Source organism: Leucobacter luti (genome assembly GCF_004217175.1).
Classification (GTDB): domain Bacteria; phylum Actinomycetota; class Actinomycetes; order Actinomycetales; family Microbacteriaceae; genus Leucobacter; species Leucobacter luti.
In genome coordinates this window covers 562,789-583,093 of the sequence record NZ_SHKI01000004.1, presented here as the reverse complement: position 1 = coordinate 583,093, position 20,305 = coordinate 562,789, and the positions used below count along the sequence as shown (strand labels likewise).

25 protein-coding genes are annotated in these 20,305 nt (G+C 66.8%); 8 read left to right on the top strand and 17 right to left on the bottom strand.

Translation table 11 applies throughout. The features are described 5' to 3' along the window. Positions 1-9: 9 nt before the first annotated feature. From EV139_RS15970 to EV139_RS09030, 3 genes are all read right to left on the bottom strand, one after another. The gene (locus EV139_RS15970; protein WP_198677512.1) at positions 10-1,218 is read right to left on the bottom strand and encodes a hypothetical protein; all 1,209 of its coding nucleotides are present in this window, start codon (positions 1,216-1,218) and stop codon (positions 10-12) included. Between the two features lie 28 nt (positions 1,219-1,246). Continuing rightward, positions 1,247-2,179: a hypothetical protein gene (locus tag EV139_RS09035; protein WP_130453973.1), complete on the bottom strand. Its 933-nt coding sequence runs from the start codon at positions 2,177-2,179 to the stop codon at positions 1,247-1,249. 69 nt (positions 2,180-2,248) lie between these two features. Further along, positions 2,249-3,289 carry a hypothetical protein gene (locus EV139_RS09030; protein WP_130453972.1) on the bottom strand — a complete coding sequence of 347 codons (1,041 nt, stop codon included), beginning with the start codon at positions 3,287-3,289 and terminating at the stop codon, positions 2,249-2,251. Between the two features lie 243 nt (positions 3,290-3,532). Here EV139_RS09030 and EV139_RS09025 point away from each other — a divergent pair, with 243 nt between their 5' ends. The 3 genes from EV139_RS09025 (at position 3,533) to EV139_RS09015 (ending at position 7,756) form a co-directional block, all read left to right on the top strand. Then, a complete protein-coding gene (locus EV139_RS09025) occupies positions 3,533-3,808 on the top strand; it encodes a helix-turn-helix domain-containing protein (RefSeq protein WP_157993025.1) in 276 nt (91 codons plus the stop codon). Between the two features lie 635 nt (positions 3,809-4,443). After that, entirely contained in the window at positions 4,444-4,779 is a 336-nt protein-coding gene (locus EV139_RS09020; RefSeq protein ID WP_130453970.1) for a hypothetical protein, read from the top strand. 166 nt (positions 4,780-4,945) lie between these two features. Further along, entirely contained in the window at positions 4,946-7,756 is a 2,811-nt protein-coding gene (locus EV139_RS09015; protein ID WP_130453969.1) for a class I SAM-dependent DNA methyltransferase, read from the top strand. A gap of 165 nt (positions 7,757-7,921) precedes the next feature. Here the strand turns inward: EV139_RS09015 and EV139_RS09010 are convergent, their stop codons facing one another. From EV139_RS09010 to dprA, 9 genes are all read right to left on the bottom strand, one after another. Then, positions 7,922-8,416 carry a hypothetical protein gene (locus EV139_RS09010; protein ID WP_130453968.1) on the bottom strand — a complete coding sequence of 165 codons (495 nt, stop codon included), beginning with the start codon at positions 8,414-8,416 and terminating at the stop codon, positions 7,922-7,924. Continuing rightward, positions 8,409-9,509, bottom strand: coding sequence for a hypothetical protein (locus tag EV139_RS09005; RefSeq protein ID WP_130453967.1), 1,101 nt, complete (start codon positions 9,507-9,509; stop codon positions 8,409-8,411). The genes EV139_RS09010 and EV139_RS09005 overlap by 8 nt, the downstream gene beginning before the upstream one ends. A gap of 108 nt (positions 9,510-9,617) precedes the next feature. Next, a complete protein-coding gene (locus EV139_RS09000; RefSeq protein ID WP_130453966.1) occupies positions 9,618-10,016 on the bottom strand; it encodes a hypothetical protein in 399 nt (132 codons plus the stop codon). Then, positions 10,009-10,287 (bottom strand): hypothetical protein, encoded by a 279-nt coding sequence (locus tag EV139_RS08995; protein WP_130453965.1) that lies wholly within the window; start codon positions 10,285-10,287, stop codon positions 10,009-10,011. The genes EV139_RS09000 and EV139_RS08995 overlap by 8 nt, the downstream gene beginning before the upstream one ends. Positions 10,288-10,290: 3 nt before the next feature. Continuing rightward, positions 10,291-10,911, bottom strand: a complete 621-nt coding sequence (locus EV139_RS15965; RefSeq protein ID WP_198677511.1) for a hypothetical protein — start codon at positions 10,909-10,911, stop codon at positions 10,291-10,293. Beyond that, positions 10,908-11,426, bottom strand: a complete 519-nt coding sequence (locus EV139_RS08985; RefSeq protein ID WP_130453964.1) for a hypothetical protein — start codon at positions 11,424-11,426, stop codon at positions 10,908-10,910. Before EV139_RS08985 ends, EV139_RS15965 begins: the two co-directional genes overlap by 4 nt. Next, the gene (locus EV139_RS08980; RefSeq protein WP_130453963.1) at positions 11,423-12,013 is read right to left on the bottom strand and encodes a DUF4192 family protein; all 591 of its coding nucleotides are present in this window, start codon (positions 12,011-12,013) and stop codon (positions 11,423-11,425) included. The genes EV139_RS08985 and EV139_RS08980 overlap by 4 nt, the downstream gene beginning before the upstream one ends. Continuing rightward, a complete protein-coding gene (locus EV139_RS15885) occupies positions 12,010-12,423 on the bottom strand; it encodes a hypothetical protein (RefSeq protein WP_157993024.1) in 414 nt (137 codons plus the stop codon). Before EV139_RS15885 ends, EV139_RS08980 begins: the two co-directional genes overlap by 4 nt. Further along, positions 12,420-13,352 (bottom strand): DNA-processing protein DprA, encoded by a 933-nt coding sequence (gene dprA, locus EV139_RS08970; protein ID WP_130453962.1) that lies wholly within the window; start codon positions 13,350-13,352, stop codon positions 12,420-12,422. The genes EV139_RS15885 and dprA overlap by 4 nt, the downstream gene beginning before the upstream one ends. A gap of 169 nt (positions 13,353-13,521) precedes the next feature. Between dprA and EV139_RS08965 the strand changes: the two genes are divergently transcribed. Further along, complete coding sequence (locus EV139_RS08965) at positions 13,522-14,118, top strand: recombinase family protein (RefSeq protein WP_130453961.1); 597 nt, start codon at positions 13,522-13,524, stop codon at positions 14,116-14,118. Here the strand turns inward: EV139_RS08965 and EV139_RS08960 are convergent, their stop codons facing one another. Genes EV139_RS08960 through EV139_RS08950 form a run of 3 tightly spaced genes read right to left on the bottom strand, consistent with a single transcriptional unit; the run spans position 14,119 to position 15,968 of the window. Then, positions 14,119-14,436 carry a hypothetical protein gene (locus EV139_RS08960; protein WP_130453960.1) on the bottom strand — a complete coding sequence of 106 codons (318 nt, stop codon included), beginning with the start codon at positions 14,434-14,436 and terminating at the stop codon, positions 14,119-14,121. Between the two features lie 55 nt (positions 14,437-14,491). Then, positions 14,492-15,403, bottom strand: coding sequence for a hypothetical protein (locus tag EV139_RS08955; protein ID WP_130453959.1), 912 nt, complete (start codon positions 15,401-15,403; stop codon positions 14,492-14,494). A gap of 16 nt (positions 15,404-15,419) precedes the next feature. Further along, positions 15,420-15,968 (bottom strand): antirestriction protein ArdA, encoded by a 549-nt coding sequence (locus EV139_RS08950; RefSeq protein ID WP_130453958.1) that lies wholly within the window; start codon positions 15,966-15,968, stop codon positions 15,420-15,422. A 189-nt stretch (positions 15,969-16,157) separates the two neighbouring features. Between EV139_RS08950 and EV139_RS08945 the strand changes: the two genes are divergently transcribed. Then, on the top strand, positions 16,158-16,403 hold the full coding sequence (locus tag EV139_RS08945; RefSeq protein ID WP_130453957.1) for a hypothetical protein: 246 nt from the start codon (positions 16,158-16,160) through the stop codon (positions 16,401-16,403). 363 nt (positions 16,404-16,766) lie between these two features. On the opposite strand, the gene EV139_RS08940 is transcribed toward EV139_RS08945, so the two are convergent. Together EV139_RS08940 and EV139_RS08935 are read right to left on the bottom strand one after the other, a co-directional pair. Further along, positions 16,767-16,982, bottom strand: a complete 216-nt coding sequence (locus EV139_RS08940) for a hypothetical protein (protein WP_130453956.1) — start codon at positions 16,980-16,982, stop codon at positions 16,767-16,769. 346 nt (positions 16,983-17,328) lie between these two features. Further along, positions 17,329-18,837 carry a recombinase family protein gene (locus EV139_RS08935; protein WP_198677510.1) on the bottom strand — a complete coding sequence of 503 codons (1,509 nt, stop codon included), beginning with the start codon at positions 18,835-18,837 and terminating at the stop codon, positions 17,329-17,331. A gap of 49 nt (positions 18,838-18,886) precedes the next feature. Between EV139_RS08935 and EV139_RS08930 the strand changes: the two genes are divergently transcribed. Genes EV139_RS08930 through EV139_RS08920 form a run of 3 tightly spaced genes read left to right on the top strand, consistent with a single transcriptional unit; the run spans position 18,887 to position 20,128 of the window. Then, complete coding sequence (locus EV139_RS08930; RefSeq protein ID WP_130453954.1) at positions 18,887-18,985, top strand: DUF4244 domain-containing protein; 99 nt, start codon at positions 18,887-18,889, stop codon at positions 18,983-18,985. Next, positions 18,972-19,349: a TadE family type IV pilus minor pilin gene (locus tag EV139_RS08925; protein ID WP_130453953.1), complete on the top strand. Its 378-nt coding sequence runs from the start codon at positions 18,972-18,974 to the stop codon at positions 19,347-19,349. The genes EV139_RS08930 and EV139_RS08925 overlap by 14 nt, the downstream gene beginning before the upstream one ends. Then, positions 19,346-20,128 carry a M23 family metallopeptidase gene (locus tag EV139_RS08920; protein ID WP_130453952.1) on the top strand — a complete coding sequence of 261 codons (783 nt, stop codon included), beginning with the start codon at positions 19,346-19,348 and terminating at the stop codon, positions 20,126-20,128. The genes EV139_RS08925 and EV139_RS08920 overlap by 4 nt, the downstream gene beginning before the upstream one ends. The last annotated feature ends 177 nt before the right edge of the window (positions 20,129-20,305 follow it).

Sequence of the window (20,305 nt, the reverse complement as noted above, 5' to 3'; positions counted from 1 at the left end):
GACCAGAGATCAGTAGCAGATCTCGGGACCGGAGGTGTCAGCGCGGTAGCAGGTGCCGGGAGGGGGCGTCGTGCCCCCACCGCCGCCTCCGCCGGTGCCGTAGTCGATGAAGCCACCGTCTCCACCACCGCCGCCGGAGTTACCTCCGCCGCCTCCGGACCATCCGCCACCGCCGCCGTTCCAGCCGGAATCGCTAGTCCAGCCGCCTCCGTCGTAGGTCGGCTGCTGTGTAGCAGCGGCTTCTGCTGCAGCAGCGGCTGCTGCGGCCTCTTCGGCAGCCACGGCGTCGGCGTGGGCCTGCTGGAGGGCGTTGGCCTGGGCGACGTATCCCGACAGGGCTGCGAGCAGCTCCTGGGCATCAGCCAGGGCCTCGGCGTCGGGCTCCACGGTGTGCGGGGTCTCGAACGGAGCTTCTGCGTCTGCGGTAGCATCCGTGTCGGCCGCGGTCCCGGTCTCGCCCTTGATCGCGGTCTGCAGACGCTTCAGCGCTTTGTCGAACGCGGCAGCGTCTGCCTTCGTGCGGTCCGCCTTCCAGGCGGGAGCGAGCTCCACGGCGCTCTCGGCGGCGGCACGCAGTTCGAGAGCGGCGCTCAGGAGCACAGCGTCGACCGCGTCGTGGCGGGCCTCGATGTCCTCGAGCTGGGTAGTGAGGCTGTCGAGCTCCTCCTGTGCTGCGCTTACGGCAGCGTCTACCTTGGCCCGAGCTTCAGCGCCGGTGTCGGCGCCCTCGTCCGAGAGCGCGAACTGGCCGGTGGGCTTTGTCGGAGCGAACGATGCTGCGTCGGTATCCTCGGCGTCCAGCAGCTCCTGCACGGCCTTGCTGGCCGCGAGGTCGTCCTCGGTGGGCGCTGCTGCGTCGTCGGCAGCGATCTTCTTGAGTGCGTCCGCGAGGGGCGCCAGGCCGGCTTTAGCGTCCTTGCCAACGATCTTGTCGTCGGCTGCAGCGACGAGCGCCACCTGGCTGGCTGCGCTGTCCTTCTCGGCGGTGGCGAGCTGCCACGCTGTGACGAAGCCGTGCTGGGCGAGGGGCAGCTGCGCCTCTGCCAGTGCGGCGCTGTCGAGCAGCTCGGCGTGCTGGGTCGCAGCGGCGTCGTATGCGCGCGCGTTGGCGGCATTGATGCCGTACGCGGTGCCTGCGCCTGCGAGCGCGAGGGCGGCGGCGCCTGCGACGATGCCGATGATCAGGCGCTTCTTGCGCTTCGTGGTCGTGGTGTCCATGATGAGTGCGGGACCGGGCGCGCGGCGCCTAGTCGGCGATCCAGTCGCCGTTGACGTCGGTCTCGTAGTCGCGGATCTCTGCGTCGAAGATGTAGATGTCGCCGTTCTTGGTCGACGTGATGTGGGCGACGGCGAAGGAATGCTGCTCGTCGTCGCTGGTCAGGACTTGGAACCAGGCGCTCTCGTAGGTGCTCGCGTCGAGCGGGTCGGAGGCGCAGTCCCAGACCGTCGTCAGCGTCTCGAGGTCTGCCGAGTAGTACTTTCCTCGCTCCGGGTCGCTGCTGTCGAGCTCCTCGATCGGCTTCGCGTCGGCGCCGAACAGGTTCTGCCCGTCGGTGCGGCCCTGCTGCTCGGACTGCGTGGCCTTCGCGGGGTCGAAGTACTCTGCGAACACGCGGTCGTACTGATCCGACATGATCTGCTTCACGGCCTCGTCGAGCTCTGCCTCGGTGGGCGGGTTCAGTGCCTTGAAGTGCTCGCGCACTTGTTCCTCGGCGATGCTGCGCAGCTCGTCGGGATCGTCCACGCCCTCCGGCATCTCGATGCCTTCGATGTAGACGGCGTGGAGCGCGTCGTAGGCCTGCTCAGCGGCCATCCTGGCGATCTCCCCGTCGTCCGCGACGTCGGGGCCCGCGAGGGCTTCTGTTCCCTGGGGGAAGTCGTACGCGATGTCCACGGCGCACATGCTCGCCGAGTCGAGCTCTCGCGCGGTCGCGCTGACCGGGACTGCGGTGAGGTTCTCGAGCTCCGGCGCGATGGCGACGAGCTCGTCGGGGAGGACGAACTGCACCGTTTTTACCGGGCCGTGGCTCGCGCGCGACCAGTCGAAGGTCTCGTCGAGTGAGGGGTTGCTGCCGGTGTTGCCAGCTGTGGCCCCGTCACCGCCGCCGGAGCAGGCTGCGAGGGTCGATGTGAGTGCGAGAGTTGCGAGCAGCGCGGTGGCGGTCTTCAGGGGTTTCATTAGGTCAGGGTCTCCATGTTTTTGAGGGTCGGACGGTTCAAGCGGCTTTGGTGGGAGTGCCGGTGTCAGCTACTGCGAGTACTCGGTCAGCAGCGCGTTGATGTTCTGCGGCAGCCTCTGGTCTGTGTTTATGACGGCCGGCAGGACGAGCGGGATCAGCTGATCCGGTTGGGGGCGCAGGGAGCTGCCGTTCCAGGCGAGGTGCTGCACATCGTGCCTGTGCTGGCCGAATGCCGGGTCGGCCCACCAGCGGAACGGCACCCATCCGGTCGGCAGCGCGAGCGGATCGTAGCCGAAGTGGGCGGTGCGGGACTGCACCTCATGGAGCACTGCCTGATCGTTCTTCGCAGCGCGCATCCGTGCGCGACGGATCATGAGCAGCAGGACCCCGACGGCGAGGAACAGCAGCACCCACACGGACGCGCCGATCACGTTCTGCCAGCCGGAACCGGGGTCGATCTCGTTGCAGAGGCTCTCGTAGTAGAGGGGGTTGCCCGCCTCCATTTCGCGCACGCAGTCCTGCCAGAGGGCGACCTTCTCGTTGTAGCGCGCATCGAGTGCTTTCGTTGCTAACGCCTGGAACAGGGTGAACAATACGTTCACTGCGGCCAGCGCGAATGCGATCATCGCCCAGACGCGCAGGCCGCTGCCCATGAGCTGCTTGCGGTTGCGCTCGAAGCGCTGCCGCTCGGCGGGCTGCACCAGGCTCGCCGCGTACGGCACGGCCTCGCTCCAGGCGTGCTGCCAGCGCAGGTCGCGCTCCTCGAAGGACTCCTCGAGCGCGAGCGCCTGGTGGCGCCACTGCCAGTAGGCCTGGCCTTCCGGGGTCGATGCGAGCCAGTGCTGGTACTGGCGGTCCTGCTCCTGGCGCCGGAGCTCCTCCGCGTGGGCCTTCCGGTCCCTGCGGTCGAGCAACCAGGTGGTGAAGAGCGCCGAGCCGGCGAACGCGAGGCCTCCGGCGACGGCGTTGCGCTGATCGGCGCGGGCCTGATCCCGGGCTGCACGCGCAGCGCGCTGCTGCTCGTTGCGGAACTCCTGCGCCTTCCGCTGATTGTGCTCGATCCGGTTCGCCTGGGACTGGAGGTCGCGAATGTCGCGATGGAGGTTCAAGAGCCGGACCTCAGCTGTCGCGCTGGAAAGGTACTACGCACTTGGTCCTCCTCGTCATGCCGCCAGTGGCGCGGCGCATCGGTGTCTGTGGCTACGAGCGTGTCGCCTCCGCTGAGGGCGGCTGACTGCTCGTGCCTCGCCGCGCGAAACAGTGCGCGACGAGTTCAACACTACAGGCTGCTATAGCTACCGGGTGATGATAATCACCTGGTCACGATAGCATCCGGGCGTGACGCTTGTTACGTGGAAGATTCAGCGCTCAGGAAGCAGTTCGGCGCTGCTCTGCGTCAGTACCGCGCCGATGAGCGGATAACGCAGGAGGAGCTCGCGCGTCGACTCAGCCTGACGCCCAGATACACTGCGGGCCTGGAAAGATCCGAGCACAACATCTCGCTCGACACGATCGACGGGATGGCCGAGAAGCTAGGCCTCGTCTTCAGGCTGGTCGCGCGGGCTCGGAGCAGTGCTTCCAATATCGAGCCGAGGCCGGACGCGCCGACGGCGCAGGCGTCGAAGTAGCTCGACCGCTAGTGCCGAATGTGGACTTGCGGCCTTGCAAGTAACGGAAGCCTAACGATATGCCCATTTCTCAGGATAATTGAGGCATTCTTGCAGATTTTTAACATTTTTTGGTACTAGACTTTAGCTCCGCTCGCGCGAACTCATTATCATTCGTTCCGCTACTTGCGCGCATCCGAGGGGCATGCTTGCTGGAGGCGGCCCCTACCGGGATCCACCTCAGCTGCCCGTTGCACGGCCAGCCGGTTTGGGTGTGAAGGCAGTTTCAGAGCCGAGGATGCAAGCACTCCTTCTCAGGAGCGGAGCTGAAGGTCTAGCCGTCCTCCGTCGTGGAGGCTCGTCGACGGCGTCGCCATCGGGATTCGAGGAGAGTCCCTCGAGGCGAGCGCGCGAGCCGTGCCAGGGCAGGCTCGTGGCCGGGCCTTCGGCCCGTCCGAGAAGGCGGGTGCAAGAAGCACCTGATCGGAGCACTTCGGCTCCTCCCTTACGGAGTGAAGCTGCGACGACCTGACTCGTCCCAGCCGGATCGCGTCCGAAGAGGGCTGAGCCGCGCTCAGCGATGGCAGCGACTTACTGTCGCTGCCGAGGGTGCACTTGCGAGAAGTACTCGTTTCAGAAATCTCCAAGGAGCAACCATGCAGAACATCGACCCGAAGAACATGATCAACACGACCGGCTGGATGAAGGTCCCGGCGTCGAAGCTGCCGCAGGAGAAGATCCCTGGCCGGCTCGACGAGATCCGCGTGGCGAGGAACATCATGGAGAAGATATTCGCCTCTGCTGGGGAGGAGCTCGAGCGGATCGAAGCGCTGCCCGAGCACGAGCGCAGCGAGGCGGCCCACGCGAAGGCGCTGGAGGCGCTCAAGGAGGGCTGGCTGGGCTTGCAGGACGTCGAGCTCCAGTACGCTGCGGCGCTGCTTCAGCGCGGGCGCTCGCTGGAAGGAGAGTCCTCACTGGTGCTGGTGCCGTAGGCGCCAGGACAGGAACACGATAACCCCGTTCCCGGGAGCCGCGCTGCGGCGCCTCCGGGAACGGGGTTCTTTTTTCGCGCGCGCGAGGATCTGCGATAGGCCTGGTCAGAGGCCGGTGATGTCGTAGGTGTCAGATAGATTTGTCAATGTGCCGAAACCTATGTCAATGAATGCCATCCGGAGCCGCGCTGCGAAGCTGAGCATCGATTGGAAAGATGTCCCTGCAACCGAGAAGCAGCATGCCCAAAGCTTCGTGAGGGATCTCCTCGGCGTATACGGGATCACTGAGACCCGAGCAGCGTTCTATGAGAAACGAGTGAAGCGGTCATCGACCGGCGGCGACGGGTATATAGACGCATTGATTCCCGGCGTGCTCGCGATCGAGATGAAGTCGGCGGGCGAAGATCTGGAGAAAGCAGAGCGGCAAGCCCTCGATTACCTCGATGACCTTCCTGATGCCGAAATGCCGCGTTGGGTACTGAGCTGCGACTTCCGCAGGTTCAGACTCCTCGATATCCACGCAGACCGGCAGGACCCAGTCGAAGAGTTTGAGCTGGGCGAGCTCCGCGATGAAGCAGACAAGCTCGCATTCCTCGCCGGCTACGGCGAGCGGCAGTTCGGCTCGGTGCAGCAGGAACAGGCGTCGATCAAGGCGGCGAAGCTGATGGCCGGTCTGTATGAGGCGCTCGAGGGATCAGGCTACGACGATCACGAGGCGAGCGTCTTCCTCGTCAGGACCCTCTTCGCAATGTATGCGGACGATGCTGGAGTGTGGCCGGAGCGAGACATATTCCTCGAGTTCCTTGAGACCCGGACCGCAGAGGACGGATCCGACCTGGGAGCTCAGCTGTCGCTGCTCTACCAGGTCCTCGGAACCGAGCCTTCGAAGCGTCAGAGCACCCTTGATGAGTCGATGGCTCGCTTCCCATACGTGAACGGCGGAGTGTTCGAGGGGCCGCTCTCGATTCCGTCGTTTGACGCGGTGATGCGTCAACGGCTCATCGACGCCTCGAAGTTCAACTGGTCGTCGATCTCGCCTGCGATATTCGGCAGCATGTTCCAAGCGGTGAAGAACAAGACCGCGAGGCGCGAGCTGGGCGAGCACTACACGACCGAACCGAACATCATGAAGGTGATAAGCCCGATGTTCCTCGACGAGCTCCGCGATCAGTTCCTCGACGGATTCTACGACTCAGGCAAGCTGCAGAGACTGCGCAAACGCATGGGAGAGATGCAATTCCTCGACCCGGCCTGTGGCTGCGGGAACTTCCTCGTGGTCGCATACCGTGAACTCCGTGCACTCGATCTGGAGGTCCTGCAGCAGCTGCTCAATCTCGGTGCGGTGAAACCGACCTTGACCTTCCTGGAGGAGTCGCTGGTCGTCAGGATCGACCAGTTCCACGGCATCGAGATCGAGGAGTGGCCGGCTCAGATCGCGTCGACTGCAATGCACCTCGTCGAGCACCAGGCGAACATGGCCATGGAACTGGCTCTCGGCATGGCTCCGGAGACGCTGCCGCTTGACAAGGTCCAGACCATTCGCGTCGGGAACGCACTCCGTATCGACTGGAGCGACGTGGTCGAGCCGACCGAGAAACTCTATGTGCTCGGAAATCCTCCCTTCGTCGGCTACGATCAGCGCACGGCTGACCAGAAGCTCGACCTGCAGGTGGTCTGGGGCACCGAAAAGATCGGTCGCCTGGACTACGTGACAGGGTGGCACGCCCAGTCGATCAAGCTGTTCCAGAAAAGCGACTACGACGGCGAGTTCGCATTCGTCTCGACGAACTCGATCACGCAGGGCGAACCCGTGCCGCTCCTGTTCGGGCCGCTCAAGGCCGAAGGGTGGCGGATCAAATTCGCCCACCGGACCTTCATGTGGACCTCTGAGGCCCCTGATGCGGCGAGCGTGCACTGCAACATCGTCGGGTTCGCACGCGGGAGGAGGGGGCCGGGAGAGGGGCGGCTGTTCAGCTACCCGGATCTGCGTGGGAACCCCGAAGAGACCAGGGCGAAGGTCATCAATGCTTACTTGCTCGATGCTGCTGATGTCATCGTCCAGAAGCGCACGCAGCCACTGTCCCCACTCGTACCGAAGGTGGCGAACGGCAACGTCGCGGGAGACACCAAGCGCGGCGAGGAGAACAAGGGCGGACTGGTGATGTCCATCGAAGAGATGGAGGCTGTCCGAGCGACGGACAGCGTCGCTGCGCAGTACGTCCGACCGTTTGTCGGAGGCGAGGACTTCCTGAACGGGCGCATCAGGTACTGCCTGTGGCTGACCGACATGGATCCGCAGGACGTCGGGCAGAGTCCAGAGCTCCGCAGGCGCCTCAGCAACGTGAGGGACGTGCGGAGCCGATCGACGGAACCGAGCACGGTGAAGCTGGCGGACACCCCCTACTTGTTCAAGCACATCGCTCAGCCCACGACGGAGTACGTCTGCATTCCGCGTACCGTCAGCGAGAACCGCACCTATTTGGCGGTGGGGTACCTCTCGCCCGACTTCATCGTCAGCAACGGCAGCTTCTGGGCGGAGGACCCCACCGGCCTCGTGTTCGCCATAGCCTCGTCCGCGGCGTTCATCGCATGGCAGCGCGCCGTGGGTGGCCGGCTCAAGTCGGACCCCAGATTCGCGAACACCCTGACCTGGAACACCTTCCCGGTGCCGATTCCGAAGGAAGCGCAGCGCGAGGCGATCATCGAGGCTGGGAGCGCAGTCCTCGAGGCCCGCGCCCTCCGCCCAGGGCTCTCGTTAGCCGACCACTACAATCCCTTGGCGATGACGCCTGAGCTCGTGAGGGCTCATCGGAGGCTCGATGCCGCGATCGACTCCCTGCTGGGGTTGAAGGGCGAGGTGGACGACAGGGCGCGGCAGCAGGCGCTCTTCTCGAGCTATGAGAAGCTGAGCGGAGCGAACGAGCTGGCCATCGGCACGCAGAAGAGGACGAAGCGGACCGCATCAGCCGGCAGGTGAGCCTACTTGCAGCGGGCGCCAGATCTTCAGAACGAACGTAGACGTGGGCGATGTGCCTTCCGTCGGCTCTTCTTCAGGTGAGCGTAGAGACGAGCGAAGTCTGATCGGATCGAGAGCCGCTGTGGCGGCTGTCCGGGCTGGCCAAGCACTCGCAGGGCGATTCAGCTACTCCGAAACCGGCATGTCCAGCGTCCCAGTCTCGTCGGGGTAGACGCGCCTGCGTTCGACTGCGGCGTCTCGAAGGCTTTTGCGCAAGCGCCTGCGCTCCTGCTTCGAGAGATGTTGCATGTCGACATAGGAATGGCCTGGAGGCACCGGATCTGGTGGTCTGACGCTCGGTGCTCCCGTGTCGTCCACGACTCGTGACTCGACCTGCTCGACCTCGCCGACGGTGACTGCCCAGACACCGGCGCTGTCATTGTCGAGGGTCTCGGTGTGGAACTTGTAGGCACTCCTCGGATCGGTGGTCTTGCCGCGGTTCCCAGATATCCTTCCATTGTCGCTGGGGAAATCGCCGAAGATCTGCGTGGTCGGGATGCCCTGGTCCAGGAAACTGGGGTGGCACTGCCTGAAGTAGTACTCGTTCGCGTCGTCGAGCCGGACCTCGCCCACTGCAAGGGGCTCGAATGCGGGACCGGTCGTGCTGCTGCCGTCAGCCATTCAAGGCCTCGGTGATGAGGTCGACAGCCGAGGCAGGCGTCTGAGGGGAGAACTCGTCGTCCGTTTCCGAGTCGGAGAGATAGCCTTCCATTACGAGATCCTCGGAGATGACCAGCTCTGCGTATCGGTCGCCCTTGTCCGCTTCTAGCTGGACACCGCCCTGCGGTGTCGGGTAGACGCGCACTCCGGTGATGCCTCTCTGCTCGAGGCCGCTCAGGATCGCATTCGAGTACTCAATCGCTGCTAGGGTGATGGCGCTGCCAGCACCGTCGAGCCAGCCAGTCTTCAACTTGAGCAGTTCGACTAGACGAGGAGTCCATGCCGAAGTGGATTCGAGGAACTCCTCGACGTCGGTGACATCCTCTACGACGAGCACCTCGCCAGCCGCGGACTGGAGGTATCGTGCGTGGAACCGCACGACGTTCGCTTCTGCGCTCGGGCTGACGAAATTATGGATGGTCTGCCAGAGGTCTGGCTTGCTGAACCGGGCGTGCACCTTAGAGCCGTCACTGAGCTCGATCTGGAAGCTTTGCTTGTCGGGGTCAATCTCGACGGCCTTGCCTGCGAGCACGCCGTTCTGAGGGGTGTTCCTCGCTTCCTCGTTGGCGACCATCAGAGCGCGGTCAGCGTGCGTGTACTCCACGCGGTCCTTGGTTCGCGAGTTGAGGAACACCCTTTCGTCGGTGCGGAGCGAGGCGCCCACACGAAGAGCCGCCTTTCTAGCATCTATCGAGAGCCAGCTCGGGAGGAAGCCCTTCTGGACGATCTCGGCGAAAATATCGCGGATCCTGTCGAAGTGATCCAGGAGCTGCTGCGTGGATGCCGAGGCCCCTCCGACCGCGTAGGGAAGCACGCTGCCTTTCCCGACCACAGTGAGGCGGAGCTCCAGCGACTGCACGAAATTGCGAGGAAGCCGTTGACGGTCGGGATTGGCTTCGCGCCAGGTTTGCTTCGCTACTTCTACGAGAAGCTTCTGATAGTTCGAGAGCTCACTTGCGGTGTCGAACGGGTAGCCGACTTGGGAGTATCTGCCGCCGTCGAAGCTGAGTGGCAGGAGGGCACCTTTGACGTCTTCGTCCTTCGCCTCATCCATTCAGCCAGTCTATCCAGTCAGCGAAGATCGGTGGTACGCCACTGGAGAACGTATTGCGAAGACCCCGAGAGCGAGCGCAGCAGCGCTCGCTCTCGGGGTCTCGTCGCGTCAGTAGGGGAACATCACGTGCGAGTACTGCAGGTCCTCGACTCTCTCGGCCCGCTCGAACTCTTCGCGGGCCTCCTGGGCGACCTCGGCAGCGCTCACTGCGCCGTAGCAGCTCGTCGGTCCGTCGGGAAAATCGTCGAGGATGCTGAGCACCTCCTCGACGTACCGCTCGACGCCGAGGCCGTTGAAGCACTTGCGCGGCGGCGAGGCGGTCACGCGGGCCTGGTGGAACTCGGGCACCTGGCCGAGCCGAGTCCTGCCCGGCCTCACGTCGCCGGGCAGGGCTTGGACCTTGACGACGCAGGAGATGCCGACCCCTGAGTCGCAGCTCGGGCAGACAGTGAGCAGTGGTCCTGCGTGGGCTGCTCGCTCGTCGAGGGGCGCGAGCGGATCATTCATCGTCGCTCACGATCTCCGTGCCGTGCTCGTCGAACTGCCGCCAGCCGTAGCCGAGACCCTCAAGCTCCTCGTAGGTGAACGAGCCGTCGGCCGCGATCGAGTACAGCCGCACCTGGCGGTCGTCGATGGTGCGCTCGAGCCAGAGCTCGCCCGTGGGCTCGCCCTGCTCGTCGGTCTGGTTCGCTACGAACGCCGTGCCGGGAGCAGTCAGCTCGTCGATGGTCTCCCACTGAGCGTCGGTGGGCTCGATGTGGATGATGCGCCTGGCCATGGTTCAGCTCCTGTTCCTGTCTCCGCAGTAGTCGCACGACCCGTCTGCTGCGCTGTTGCTGTAGTAGTCCGAGTGGATTCCGGATGGCTCCTCGGGGCAGGGGAAGTCCTGCCCGGCTGTGTAGCGCCCCCACGCCAGGACGAACGTGTCGACCTCGCCGTTGTACGCCGCGTAGGCGTCGATGAGGCTGCTCACCGGCGCCGAGGGGAAGGCGCTGCTCGCGAGCACAGGTTGGCGCACCTCCGAGACCCGTCCCACCGTGTTCGCGACGTCGACGAGTTCATCGATCCATCGGGTGCGGGCGATCTCGTCGCATGCCGCCCAGGCCCTGCTGTCCAGTTCCACGGTCAGCTGCACCGTCGGTTCCGGGCCATACGGCACGCCTGCTCGGGCCGAAGACTGCGTTTGTCGCCCGGTGCCGGCCTCGAACGGGCTCGGGCCCAGCAGCTCTGCGTCGGTGTCGTAGTAGCCGAGCAGGTCGCGCTGCTCGCGGGCGAGCTCGCCGACGGCACGGTGCAGAGCGATGAGGTCGTGCAGGCGCGCCTCGTCATCGCTCATGTCGTCGCGTCCGACGTTCCATCGGAACTGCTCGGTGTGGCTGCGGGCGTTGCTCTCGATCGTCATGGCCTGGCCTCTCCTTCGATCTGCAGCGCTCCGAGGAGCACCTCCACGAGTTCCCAGAGGCGCTCGATCTCTTCGTCGTTGCTGTCTCCGTGGGCTGCGTCCACGGCCGCGCCGTGAGCCTCGGCGATCCGTTGCTCGGTGACGGGCAGCAGAACCGCCTGCTGGCTGTGGCTCTCGGCGGTCGGGAATACGAGCGGCGTGGCGCGCTCGATGACGCGCATGCGTTGCACGCGTGATCCGTGCGGACGCAGCTGGATCTCCTCGACTGCCTCGCAGACGCCCGCCTCGACGAGCGCAGCAGGCAGTTCGAAGTGCTCGCTGTAGTCGCGCACGAACACCTCGCCGGGGAAGGCGACGTACCCCGAGGACAGGAGGTCGATGCTGAGCACCTCGCTGTCCCCATCGTCGAACGCGAGCACGAGGGCGTGCTGTGTCGGGTCGTGCTGCAGCTGGCCCGTCAGCTCTATCTCGTCGAACGAGAGCGCGACATGATCCCTGATCGTCTTCCAGTTCACCGCTGCCCTCCTCTCATCTGCACCGCGAGGGCTTCGATCGCTTCCGGGCCTTCGGCAGTCCGTCCAGGGTGCTCGGCTCTCCACTCGTCGAGCTGCGCAGGCACGAAGCTCGGATCATGCAGCAGACTCGCGCCGATCTCGTCCAGCGAGCGCAGCTCCGGCTGGTCTGTGCCCATGAAACTCGTCCAGCCGTCGGAGCCGACGACGAGAGCGTCCCGCACCGGGACGTCGCCGGCCTGGAGCACATCGTTCAGGATCGCCGTCAGCACGCCGTGGGGACTCGCCGCGGGCTGCTCGGTGAGCAGTGACGCAGTGTCGATCACCACGGCCACGGGGCCGAGGCTCCTGATCGCGAGCTCCGCGACCTGGCGGATCCACGCTTCGAGCTCGGGGCCGGGGGTGCCCAGCTGATCCTCGAGCCGCTCGGGCAGGTCGATGCGGACTGTGCCCGTCGTCCTCTTGCCGTCGAACATGACCACGAAGCAGCTCTCGGGCGCGCTCATGCCAGTGAGGCGCGGCAGAGCCGCGAGGAAGTCAGCAGAGCTGGTGGCTCGGAGGATGGTGGGCGTGGAAGGTACTGCGGTCATGGTCGTGCTCCTCGGATCGTCCTGATGGTCTGCTCTGCGAGGCGCCACGCGTCGTCGGCTGCGCGCACGTCCTCCTCGCTGTAGTCGCGGGTGGTCTCCGCCTGGTGCTGGAAGTCGTCGCGGCCGCGCTGGGCGAGCTCGACGAGGGCGCGGAGCCCGGCGAGCGCGTCCTCGTCCAGGACGAGCACCCTGTCGCCGTCGATCTCGACGGCGCTGTCGTCGCTGTGCGTCTCGATGCTCAGCAGATGGCCCGGGGCTCCGTCGTCGCGGCGCTTGCCGACGATCGTGAACACGGTACGCGATTCGTCGTCATCGAGGTCGACGAGGCCGTATCGGTCGGGGTGCTCCAGCGACCAGGGCTGCGGTTCGAGCCGTTCGCCGGTGTCGTAGGGGGTGAGCGTAGTCATCATGCTGCCCTTTCTGTCCTGCTGTTGGCTGAGACGAGTGCGAGCGCGTCTGCGCCGCTCGTCACGAGCTGCGCAGTGCCCTGCTGGATGAGCGCGTGGCATCCGGCGGACGCGGCACTGGTGACCGGCCCCGGCACGGCGCCCACCGGTCTGCCGAGACCGTGGGCGATCTGCGCGACTCCGAGGGAGCCGGAGCGCATGCCAGCCTCGGTGACCACCACGGCACGCGACAGCGCAGCGATGATCCTGCTGCGCATGATGAACCGGTGCCGCGTGGGCGCGAGGCCAGGAGGCATCTCGGAGACGAGCGCGCCGTGCTCGGCGATCCGCTCGATGAGCTGAGCGTGGCCTGCGGGGTACGGGCGGTCGAGGCCGCCGGCGAGCACGGCGATCGTGGGAGAGTCCTCGGCCAGCGCTGCGCGGTGCGCTGCAGCGTCGACGCCGTAGGCGGCTCCGGAGAGCACCGCTGTTCCGGCTGCTGCGAGCTGTGCAGCGATCTCTGTCGTGACGTGGGCGCCGTAGCCGGTGCAGGCGCGCGCACCTGTGATCGCGACTGAGGGAGACGAGAGGAGAGCAGCGTCTCCGCGGACCCAGAGCATTATCGGCACAGCAGGGCCGATCGAGCCCATGCCTGGCAGCTCGTCCAAGGAAGCTGGCCACGGCTCGTCGCCAGAGAGCACAGGGACCATGCTGTGCTGGCGGGCAGCGTCGATCGCTCGGCGAGCGGCGTCGATGCTGAGGCGCGCCAGCTCAGAGGTCTTCGCCCATGACGCAGGGTCGGCCACGAGCTCGGCGGCGGTGCTCTCTCGGAGGAGGCCGCAGAGCCTGCGGTCGCCGGGCTCTACAGCGAGCGAGAGCGCGACGCGGGCCTCGAGCTCCTCTGTGCTCGCTGGTGTGCGGGATCCTGCTGCCTGGGTGCTGTTCACGATCATGGTTCCTCTCGTCGGAGACGGGTGCTTCTGATGCGCTCCCGGCGCGGTGTGCCGCGCAGAGGCTGTCCATCAGGGCCTACTCGGTGGACAGTTTCCGCCGCCGCGCGATCTCGCGTAAAATGAAGTCATTGGAACTGTCGCATGACAGCAATGACGAAAGGTCTTAGACATGGTTGAGCAGATGATGCAGAACGGCCGCGTCTACGGGTACGCCCGGGTCTCCTCGACCGACCAGAACCTCGACCGCCAGCGAGAGGCGCTCGCAGGCGTGGACGTGCTCGTGGAGGAGATGGTCTCGGGCAAGAGCCGCGACGACCGCGAGAAGCTGCGGACGCTGATGGACTTCGCCCAGGCCGGTGACACGATCCGCACCAAGAGCATCGACCGCCTCGCGAGGAACACCCGCGACCTGCTCGACATCATCGACGAACTGCTCGCCAAGGGCGTCTCCGTCGAGTTCGTCGACACGCCCCAGCTGAGCGTCTCGACGAAGGAGGGCCGGGCGATGATCACGATCTTCGCCGCCTTCGCGCAGCTGGAGCGCGAGTCGATCCGGGAGCGCCAGCTCGAGGGCATCGCGATCGCCAAGGCCGCCGGCAAGTACGAGAAGGCGCCGAAGCTCGCGCCGGAGCAGATCGAGGATGCGCGCAGGCGCATCTCTGACGGCGTCCCCAAGGCGAGGGTTGCCCGAGAGCTCAGCGTGAGCCGCCAGACGCTCTACGCGGCGCTCAGCGGTTCCGGCAAGTACGCAGAGGCCGCGGCATGATCACGGCGTGCTCTCGCCCTCGTCGGGGAACCTCGATCTGAAGTCGCTGACCCCGATGCGAAGCACGGCCGCGATCTCGTGGTCTGCGTAGCCCACTGCCCGGGCCTCGGCTACGCAGGCTCGGCGCACGCCGTGCACCTGCTGCTGGACGAGCACGAGAGCGCTTAGCATGTCCGGCAGGGCCGGTGCGCGCGCGACGAGCTCCGCGAGGCTCTGGAGGTCGGCCACAGCCTCGACGCGCGCAGACATTGCTTCGAGTTGGATCGCCTCGCGGCTGCGCGCCGCCAGCGCAGGGGGCTGAGCGTAGATGCGGGTCATTGCGCCTCCTGGTCCGGGCTGGTCTGGTGAGTGGCGGATGGGCGAGCGCAGCCGGTCAGCCGAGCTCGTAGTCGCCGGGGTCGGTTCTCGGATCAGCAGGGTCCGGGTCCGCACTCATGCCGAGCAGCAGCTCGAGCTCTGCCAGGGATCTGCCCACGAGGAGGCGCTCCTGGTGGAGGGCGTGCGCTGCCTTAGTGGTGACGCCGCGACGCCGTGGGTCGTCGACGGCATCCCAGAACAGCTCGCCGGCGGCAGGCTCCTGCCACATGGCCGAGCTGTGCCAGAGGTCTGTTGACCACGGGCCGTGCACGGCGTGCACCGTGTGCTTGCTGGCACCATCTCCAGCACCCGTGACCGAGCTGAGGCAACGCCACTTCCGCTCGAGGCCGTCGAGCAGGTCGATGCTGCTCTCCACGATGGTCTTGAGCGACCGCGAGGTAAGCGCGATGCACACCTCGCCGCGGGCCAGCATGGGCAGCGTGAGTGCGCCGTCGAGGCTGCCTGCCAGCAGCGCGACGACGACGGGGTGATGGCTTGTCCAGCGCGCCCGAGGCTGTGCTGCCCTGTCCTGCGAGAAGGACATCACCAGCAGGCCGGACACGGGGGCCGCAGTCGCAGCGGGCGCATCGTCGGGCGCTTCTGCATCGCTGTACGGGTCAGTGCCGGCGTTCAGCACGGCGTGCAGCGGGCAGAGCTGCTGGAGCCCCGCGAGGCGCGCAGCGTCGATCGTGAGCGAGGCGAGGGCGCGCAGGCCAATCTGCTCGACGAGGCGGTGCTGCAGCAGGTCGGGCGAAGCGAGCTGCAGCGCTCCGGCGTAGGCGGCGTCGTAGTCGGCCTGCGTGGCGAATCTGCCAGCCTCGCGGGCCAGCTCTACCGCTCGGGCAGCGTCCCAGACGTCGTTCGGCCAGTCGTAGCCGTTGTGGTTCCACCAGTCGCCTGCGTAGTCGGGGTAGTCGGCGTAGTGCATGGTCGGGATCTCCAAATCAGTACGCAAAAATGAAGACGCCGCCGTCTGGCGCGTCTTCTGTTGCGTAAGAATGGGCTTCGTCGGCTGCGAAGCGGTCCCAATCGAAGTAGGACTGTAGCACATCCGGGATGCCCTCGAACATGGCCGTGTCGTCCGCGAGCTGCTCGAGGTAGTCGCGGAAGCTCTCGTAGTGGCCGCAGTACTTGTCAATGAAGTCGCTCACGACTGGCAGGTCGCTGCTTCCCTGGGCGGTGTAGGAGCCGGAGCGCACCCACGCGAACAGGGCAGGGCGGAGGTGCTCGTCCGCTTCTTCGATCGTCTCTGCCCAGCGAGCAGCATCGTGAGGACTCATCTCGCCACGCACGGGTATGTTCTCGTGGTCCATCACCCAGAGCTCCTCGCAGCCCTGGCGGACTCGCGAGGGGCTGCCGTGGACCTCGGCGAGGCCGATCCCGTCGGCACCCGCGGCGTCGAACCACTCGCCGACGAGGCGGCCAGCGTTGTAGCAGGCCAAGCAGCTAATGAAGACGCGCGGAGTCGTGTCCTCCATAGCAGCAGCAGTCATGACAGCCCCTTCCTTCGCGGGATGCCCCGGCCGCGGCGCAGCCAGCGGCCCAGCGAGGAGAGCTCAGGCTCTGCGGGAGGAGAAGCGCACAGCAGACTCTGCCTGTTCATAAGCTCCGAATCAGTTGACATTCGTCAACCACTCCCGAGGCTTGACAGCGATCAGTGCGCTGAGCGTAGGGTCGTCAGTATGAGCGCAGACGACGAGCACAGTGCGGTGCCCGAGTTCAGCTGGGGCGACGCGGAGATCCCCGACGACGCGACTGTCCAATATGGCGACGGGAGCGGCAACGAGGACTACCGGACCTGCAGTACCTGCGGTGGCGACTGCGAGCCGGAACCGGCGGGCGTAGACGGGCTCGGTGCGCGCGTGGCGTTCGTCTGCCCGGAGCACGGGCTGCACTCGATCGTGGATCCGTTCGCCGATCGGAGGTGAGCTGAGGACGCTCGCGATCCGTTCGAAGGTATGTTCGAATAAGCGTCGCGCTGGTTTGATCGCTGCGGGCCGCGCTGCGCCGGCGCACAGGACCGCGCCTTCGGGCTCCGCCCTCGCCGCGTCCCCGTGCCCGGCAGTGCTCCGGCCTGCGGCCTGCGCCTGGGTTCCGCTCGGACATCGGCCTGCGGCCGAGTCCGGCTCGCATCAGGGCAGGCCAGGAGGGAGGAGTGCGGAGTGGTGCGCTCCAGACGGCTGCGAGAGCACCGCAGCGGCTCCTCGCAGAGCGTCTGCTGCACCCTGTGGCACTTTTGTGGCAAAACGGGTTTCAAAAGTGCCACAAGCAAAATCCGCATGATTCCGCGGTTATTCCGGGTTCTGCGCCTGGATCTGTGGCATTTCTTGTGGCACTTTTATTTCGTTTTTGCCACAAGAGATCCGCATGATTCCGCGGTTATTCGGACTTTGTGGCATTTGTGGCACTTTTTTCAGAAATACTTTCTTACGTGTACGCACGCGCGCACGCACGCACGCGCGCACGCACGCGCGGAACAATTCCGGAAAAAGTGCCACAAATGCCACAAGCGCCTCTTCGGAGCGCAAGATCGGCTCTACGACTGGGATCGCGGGGTGATTTCTTGTGGCAAAAACGGTTTCAGAATTGCCACAAGAATTGCCACAGGGCTGCCACGCGCTCCGCGCAGCGCAGTCTCGATGCGCATCAGATCGGCTCCACGACTGGGATCTGGGGCTGTGGCAGCCCTGTGGCAGCCTTGTGGCACTTTTTCTGCCACAAGGCTGCTGCGCACCCGCTGAGGCTCCTCCTTCTCCTCCCACCCCTGCCCTGATGGGAGAGCGCGGGCGCGGCGCAGCCGCGGGCCGCGCGCACCGGAGCGCAGCCCGGAGGGCGGAGCCTGGGCTCAGCGCATCAGGCAGCAGGCTCCCGCCACTCGATCCCGACGGTCTCCGCCGCGCCCTCCAGCGTGGTGATGCGCCTGCCCTGGCCCGCCCTCCGGATCGCGACGGTCATCAGCGCGTCGACGACGCTCCGGCGGCGCGCCAGGGTCGCGTGCTCCCACCACGCCCGGGCATCCCCGGAGGCCACGACGTCCGCGAGGGGATCCGCGCGGACCGCGCTCGCGATCCGGTCGATGACCGCGCGACGCTCCTCGGCCAGCTCGTCGAGCGCGGCCTCCGCAGCGGTCGCGCTCATCTTGCCCCGCGCGATGAGCGAGCCGATGCTCTCCTCACGCTTCTCCAGCGCGATGCGCTGAGAGGTGAGCAGCCCGACGTCGGGCCCCTGCTCCTTCGCCACGAGGAGGTCGCTCGCATCGGGCTGCTCGAGGCGGAGGATGCAGACCTCCTTCACGAACTCGTCGATGATGTCCCCGTTGCGCATGAAGTGCCCCTCGACGCAGCGGTACGCGTGGTAGCGCTTGGCGGGCGCCCTGCCCGAGCCGTCCACGCGGGGAGTGGGGTGGGTCTCGCCGCTGGCGGCGCGCACCGGCCTGCGGCAGCCGGGGACGGCGCAGACGGCGAGGCCGCTGAGCAGCCACCTGCGCGCCGTGCCGCTGTGCGTCGGCTTCACGCCCACGAGCCTGCCCCTGGTGGCGGCGACGGTCGCCTCGTCGATGATCGGCTCCCATGCTCCCGGCGCGCATTCCGCGAGGTCGATGCTCGAGATGTCGAAGCGGCCCGTCTCCTGCGAGGGCGGCAGCAGCGCGGCGTAGAGGGGGTTCATCAGCACGCGCCGCACGGTGCTCGCGCCCCACTGGGCCTCTGCGCGGGTGCGCCTGCCATCGGTGTTCAGGTCGCGCGCGATCTGGCCGAGCTTGGCGCCGGCGAGGAACTCCTCGAAGATGCGCTTCACATCGGCGGCCTCGTCGTGGTCGACGCTGTACCGGGTGCCGCGCTCGTCGCGCTGGATCGCAGGGACCCACCTGTAGCCGTGCGGGGTGCGGCCTGCCGTGGGGTGGCCCAGCTTCCGTCGCTCGACGGCGTAGCGCTCGGTGCGCTGCGCCTTCTGCTTCACTTCGCGCTCGGCGAAGAGCACCAGGAACTTCAGCGAGAAGTCGTGCGTGGGGTCGTCGGTGTCGATGCTGCCGCGCACCGTGAGCACTCGCATGTCCCTCTTGGGCGGCCGCAGCTCGAGGATGTCGCCGAGGCTCCGGGTGAGGCGGTCGGTGTCGTTGACGAGCACCGCGTCGAAGGCGCCGTCGTCGAAGTCCTTCAGCATTCGGGCCCAGCCGGTCCCGGGTCCGCGCTCCTTCGAGCCGCTGGTGGCGTCGTCCTCGTACACGTGGACGATCCGCCAGCCCCGGCGCTTCGCCTCCGCCCGGCAGTCGTCGACCTGCTGCTTGATGCCCTGCTCCTCGTGCACCGACTGACGGGCGTAGACGACGACTTTCAGCTGGTCAGAAGCAGATTCTTTGCGCACGGCATCCATCTTAGTTCAAATATGCCATTGAAGGGCTACGGCGGCCGCCGTGGCCTTCGCCGGCCTGCTCGTCGCCATCATGCAGTCCGCCGAGATCCGCGGCATGCTCGTGCAGCTCGTCGAGAACGCGCTCGGTGCGGGCACGTGAGCGCTGGGCTCGCCTGCGCGCTGACGAGCGCGGGGCGGTGACCGCGGAGTTCGCGATCGTGCTGCCGGTCGTGGTCGCCGTGCTCGGTCTCGTGATCGGCGCGATCACCCTCGCGGCGCACCGGATCACGCTGGTCTCGCTCGCCGCAGAGATCGCCCGGTTCGAGGCGCGCGGCGACACCGCACAGGCGCGGAGCCGAGTCGCGGCGCTCGCCCCGGGGATCACGGTGTCGCGCCGCAGCGACGGGGCACTCCACTGCGTTGAGCTGCGCGCCGCCCCCGTGGGCGGCCTCCTCGATGCGATCGCCGTCGGCGCGGAATCCTGCGCGGCGGAGAGCGGCGCTGTCAGCGGAGCGCAGCGATGAGCGCGCCAGCAGCGCTCGCCTGCGCGGCGGCCGCGGTCGTCATCGGGCTCCCCGTGGTCGCCGCGGCCGCCCAGCTGGAGGCGCGGCACACCGCCGCGGCCGCGGCGGACGCCGCAGCGCTCGCCGCAGCGGATGCGGCGGCCGGGTGGATCGACGCCGAGCCGTGCGCGGTGGCGGGGGAGGTCGCCACGGCGCACGGGGGCACCCTCGTCTCCTGCGCCGTCGACGCCTCCAGTGGCGCCGCGCGGCTCAGGGTTGCCAGCGCCGCCCCGATCCGGGCCGAGGGGCGGGCACGCGCGGGGCCCGAGCCGCTCCCCGCGCCCGGCGCGGGCGCTGCGACAGGCTGGGTGTGGCCCGCGGCGACTCGCACCGTGTCGCAGGAATTCCACGACGGCCTCGCCATCGATCTCGACGTCCCGTCCGGTTCCGCGCTCGCGTCGCCCAACGCCGGGGTGGTGGTGTTCGCCGGCCCCGACGGCGGGGGCATCCCCGCCCCGTGCCAGGCAAACCCCGGGTGGTGGCGCGGGCCAAACGTGTCGGTCGTGATCCGGCACCTGGTGGACGGGGTGGCGATCTACAGCTCCCACAACCACGTTGCCCCGGGAAGCCCGGAGTCCCTCGGCGTTCGGGTGGGCACCCCGGTGGCGGCTGGCCAGCAGGTGGCGCGGGCGGGGATGAGCGGGTGCACCTCGGGGCCCCACACCCACTTCACCATGTCTTCGACGCCCACGAACGCGTTCCCGGATCTGAACCCGTTCGACTACCTTGGGCAACCGTGAGCCGCGCGCCGCGGGCCCGCGAACTGGACCTGCACGAGGTGGGCCCCATAATAGAGAGGAGAAGAAGCGAACTGAATCGATGGTGGATTCTCACGCGACACTGTGTATCGTTTCGATGCAGAACCCTGAGTGGCAGTGGCGGGTCCGCCCGCAGTGAGCTCGAAGCAACGAAGGAGA

What these genes read in the sequence shown, in the direction of transcription:
- EV139_RS15970 (WP_198677512.1), bottom strand. Translation starts at nt 1,218, where the DNA reads ATGGACACCACGACCACGAAGCGCAAGAAGCGCCTGATCATCGGCATC.
- EV139_RS08960 (WP_130453960.1), bottom strand. Translation starts at nt 14,436, where the DNA reads ATGACCCGCATCTACGCTCAGCCCCCTGCGCTGGCGGCGCGCAGCCGC.
- dprA (WP_130453962.1), bottom strand. Translation starts at nt 13,352, where the DNA reads ATGATCGTGAACAGCACCCAGGCAGCAGGATCCCGCACACCAGCGAGC.
- EV139_RS08920 (WP_130453952.1), top strand. Translation starts at nt 19,346, where the DNA reads ATGAGCGCGCCAGCAGCGCTCGCCTGCGCGGCGGCCGCGGTCGTCATC.
- EV139_RS09035 (WP_130453973.1), bottom strand. Translation starts at nt 2,179, where the DNA reads ATGAAACCCCTGAAGACCGCCACCGCGCTGCTCGCAACTCTCGCACTC.
- EV139_RS08945 (WP_130453957.1), top strand. Translation starts at nt 16,158, where the DNA reads ATGAGCGCAGACGACGAGCACAGTGCGGTGCCCGAGTTCAGCTGGGGC.
- EV139_RS08995 (WP_130453965.1), bottom strand. Translation starts at nt 10,287, where the DNA reads ATGGCCAGGCGCATCATCCACATCGAGCCCACCGACGCTCAGTGGGAG.
- EV139_RS09010 (WP_130453968.1), bottom strand. Translation starts at nt 8,416, where the DNA reads ATGGCTGACGGCAGCAGCACGACCGGTCCCGCATTCGAGCCCCTTGCA.
- EV139_RS08965 (WP_130453961.1), top strand. Translation starts at nt 13,522, where the DNA reads ATGGTTGAGCAGATGATGCAGAACGGCCGCGTCTACGGGTACGCCCGG.
- EV139_RS15885 (WP_157993024.1), bottom strand. Translation starts at nt 12,423, where the DNA reads ATGATGACTACGCTCACCCCCTACGACACCGGCGAACGGCTCGAACCG.
- EV139_RS09005 (WP_130453967.1), bottom strand. Translation starts at nt 9,509, where the DNA reads ATGGATGAGGCGAAGGACGAAGACGTCAAAGGTGCCCTCCTGCCACTC.
- EV139_RS15965 (WP_198677511.1), bottom strand. Translation starts at nt 10,911, where the DNA reads ATGACGATCGAGAGCAACGCCCGCAGCCACACCGAGCAGTTCCGATGG.
- EV139_RS08950 (WP_130453958.1), bottom strand. Translation starts at nt 15,968, where the DNA reads ATGACTGCTGCTGCTATGGAGGACACGACTCCGCGCGTCTTCATTAGC.
- EV139_RS09000 (WP_130453966.1), bottom strand. Translation starts at nt 10,016, where the DNA reads ATGAATGATCCGCTCGCGCCCCTCGACGAGCGAGCAGCCCACGCAGGA.
- EV139_RS09020 (WP_130453970.1), top strand. Translation starts at nt 4,444, where the DNA reads ATGCAGAACATCGACCCGAAGAACATGATCAACACGACCGGCTGGATG.
- EV139_RS08980 (WP_130453963.1), bottom strand. Translation starts at nt 12,013, where the DNA reads ATGACCGCAGTACCTTCCACGCCCACCATCCTCCGAGCCACCAGCTCT.
- EV139_RS09015 (WP_130453969.1), top strand. Translation starts at nt 4,946, where the DNA reads ATGAATGCCATCCGGAGCCGCGCTGCGAAGCTGAGCATCGATTGGAAA.
- EV139_RS08955 (WP_130453959.1), bottom strand. Translation starts at nt 15,403, where the DNA reads ATGCACTACGCCGACTACCCCGACTACGCAGGCGACTGGTGGAACCAC.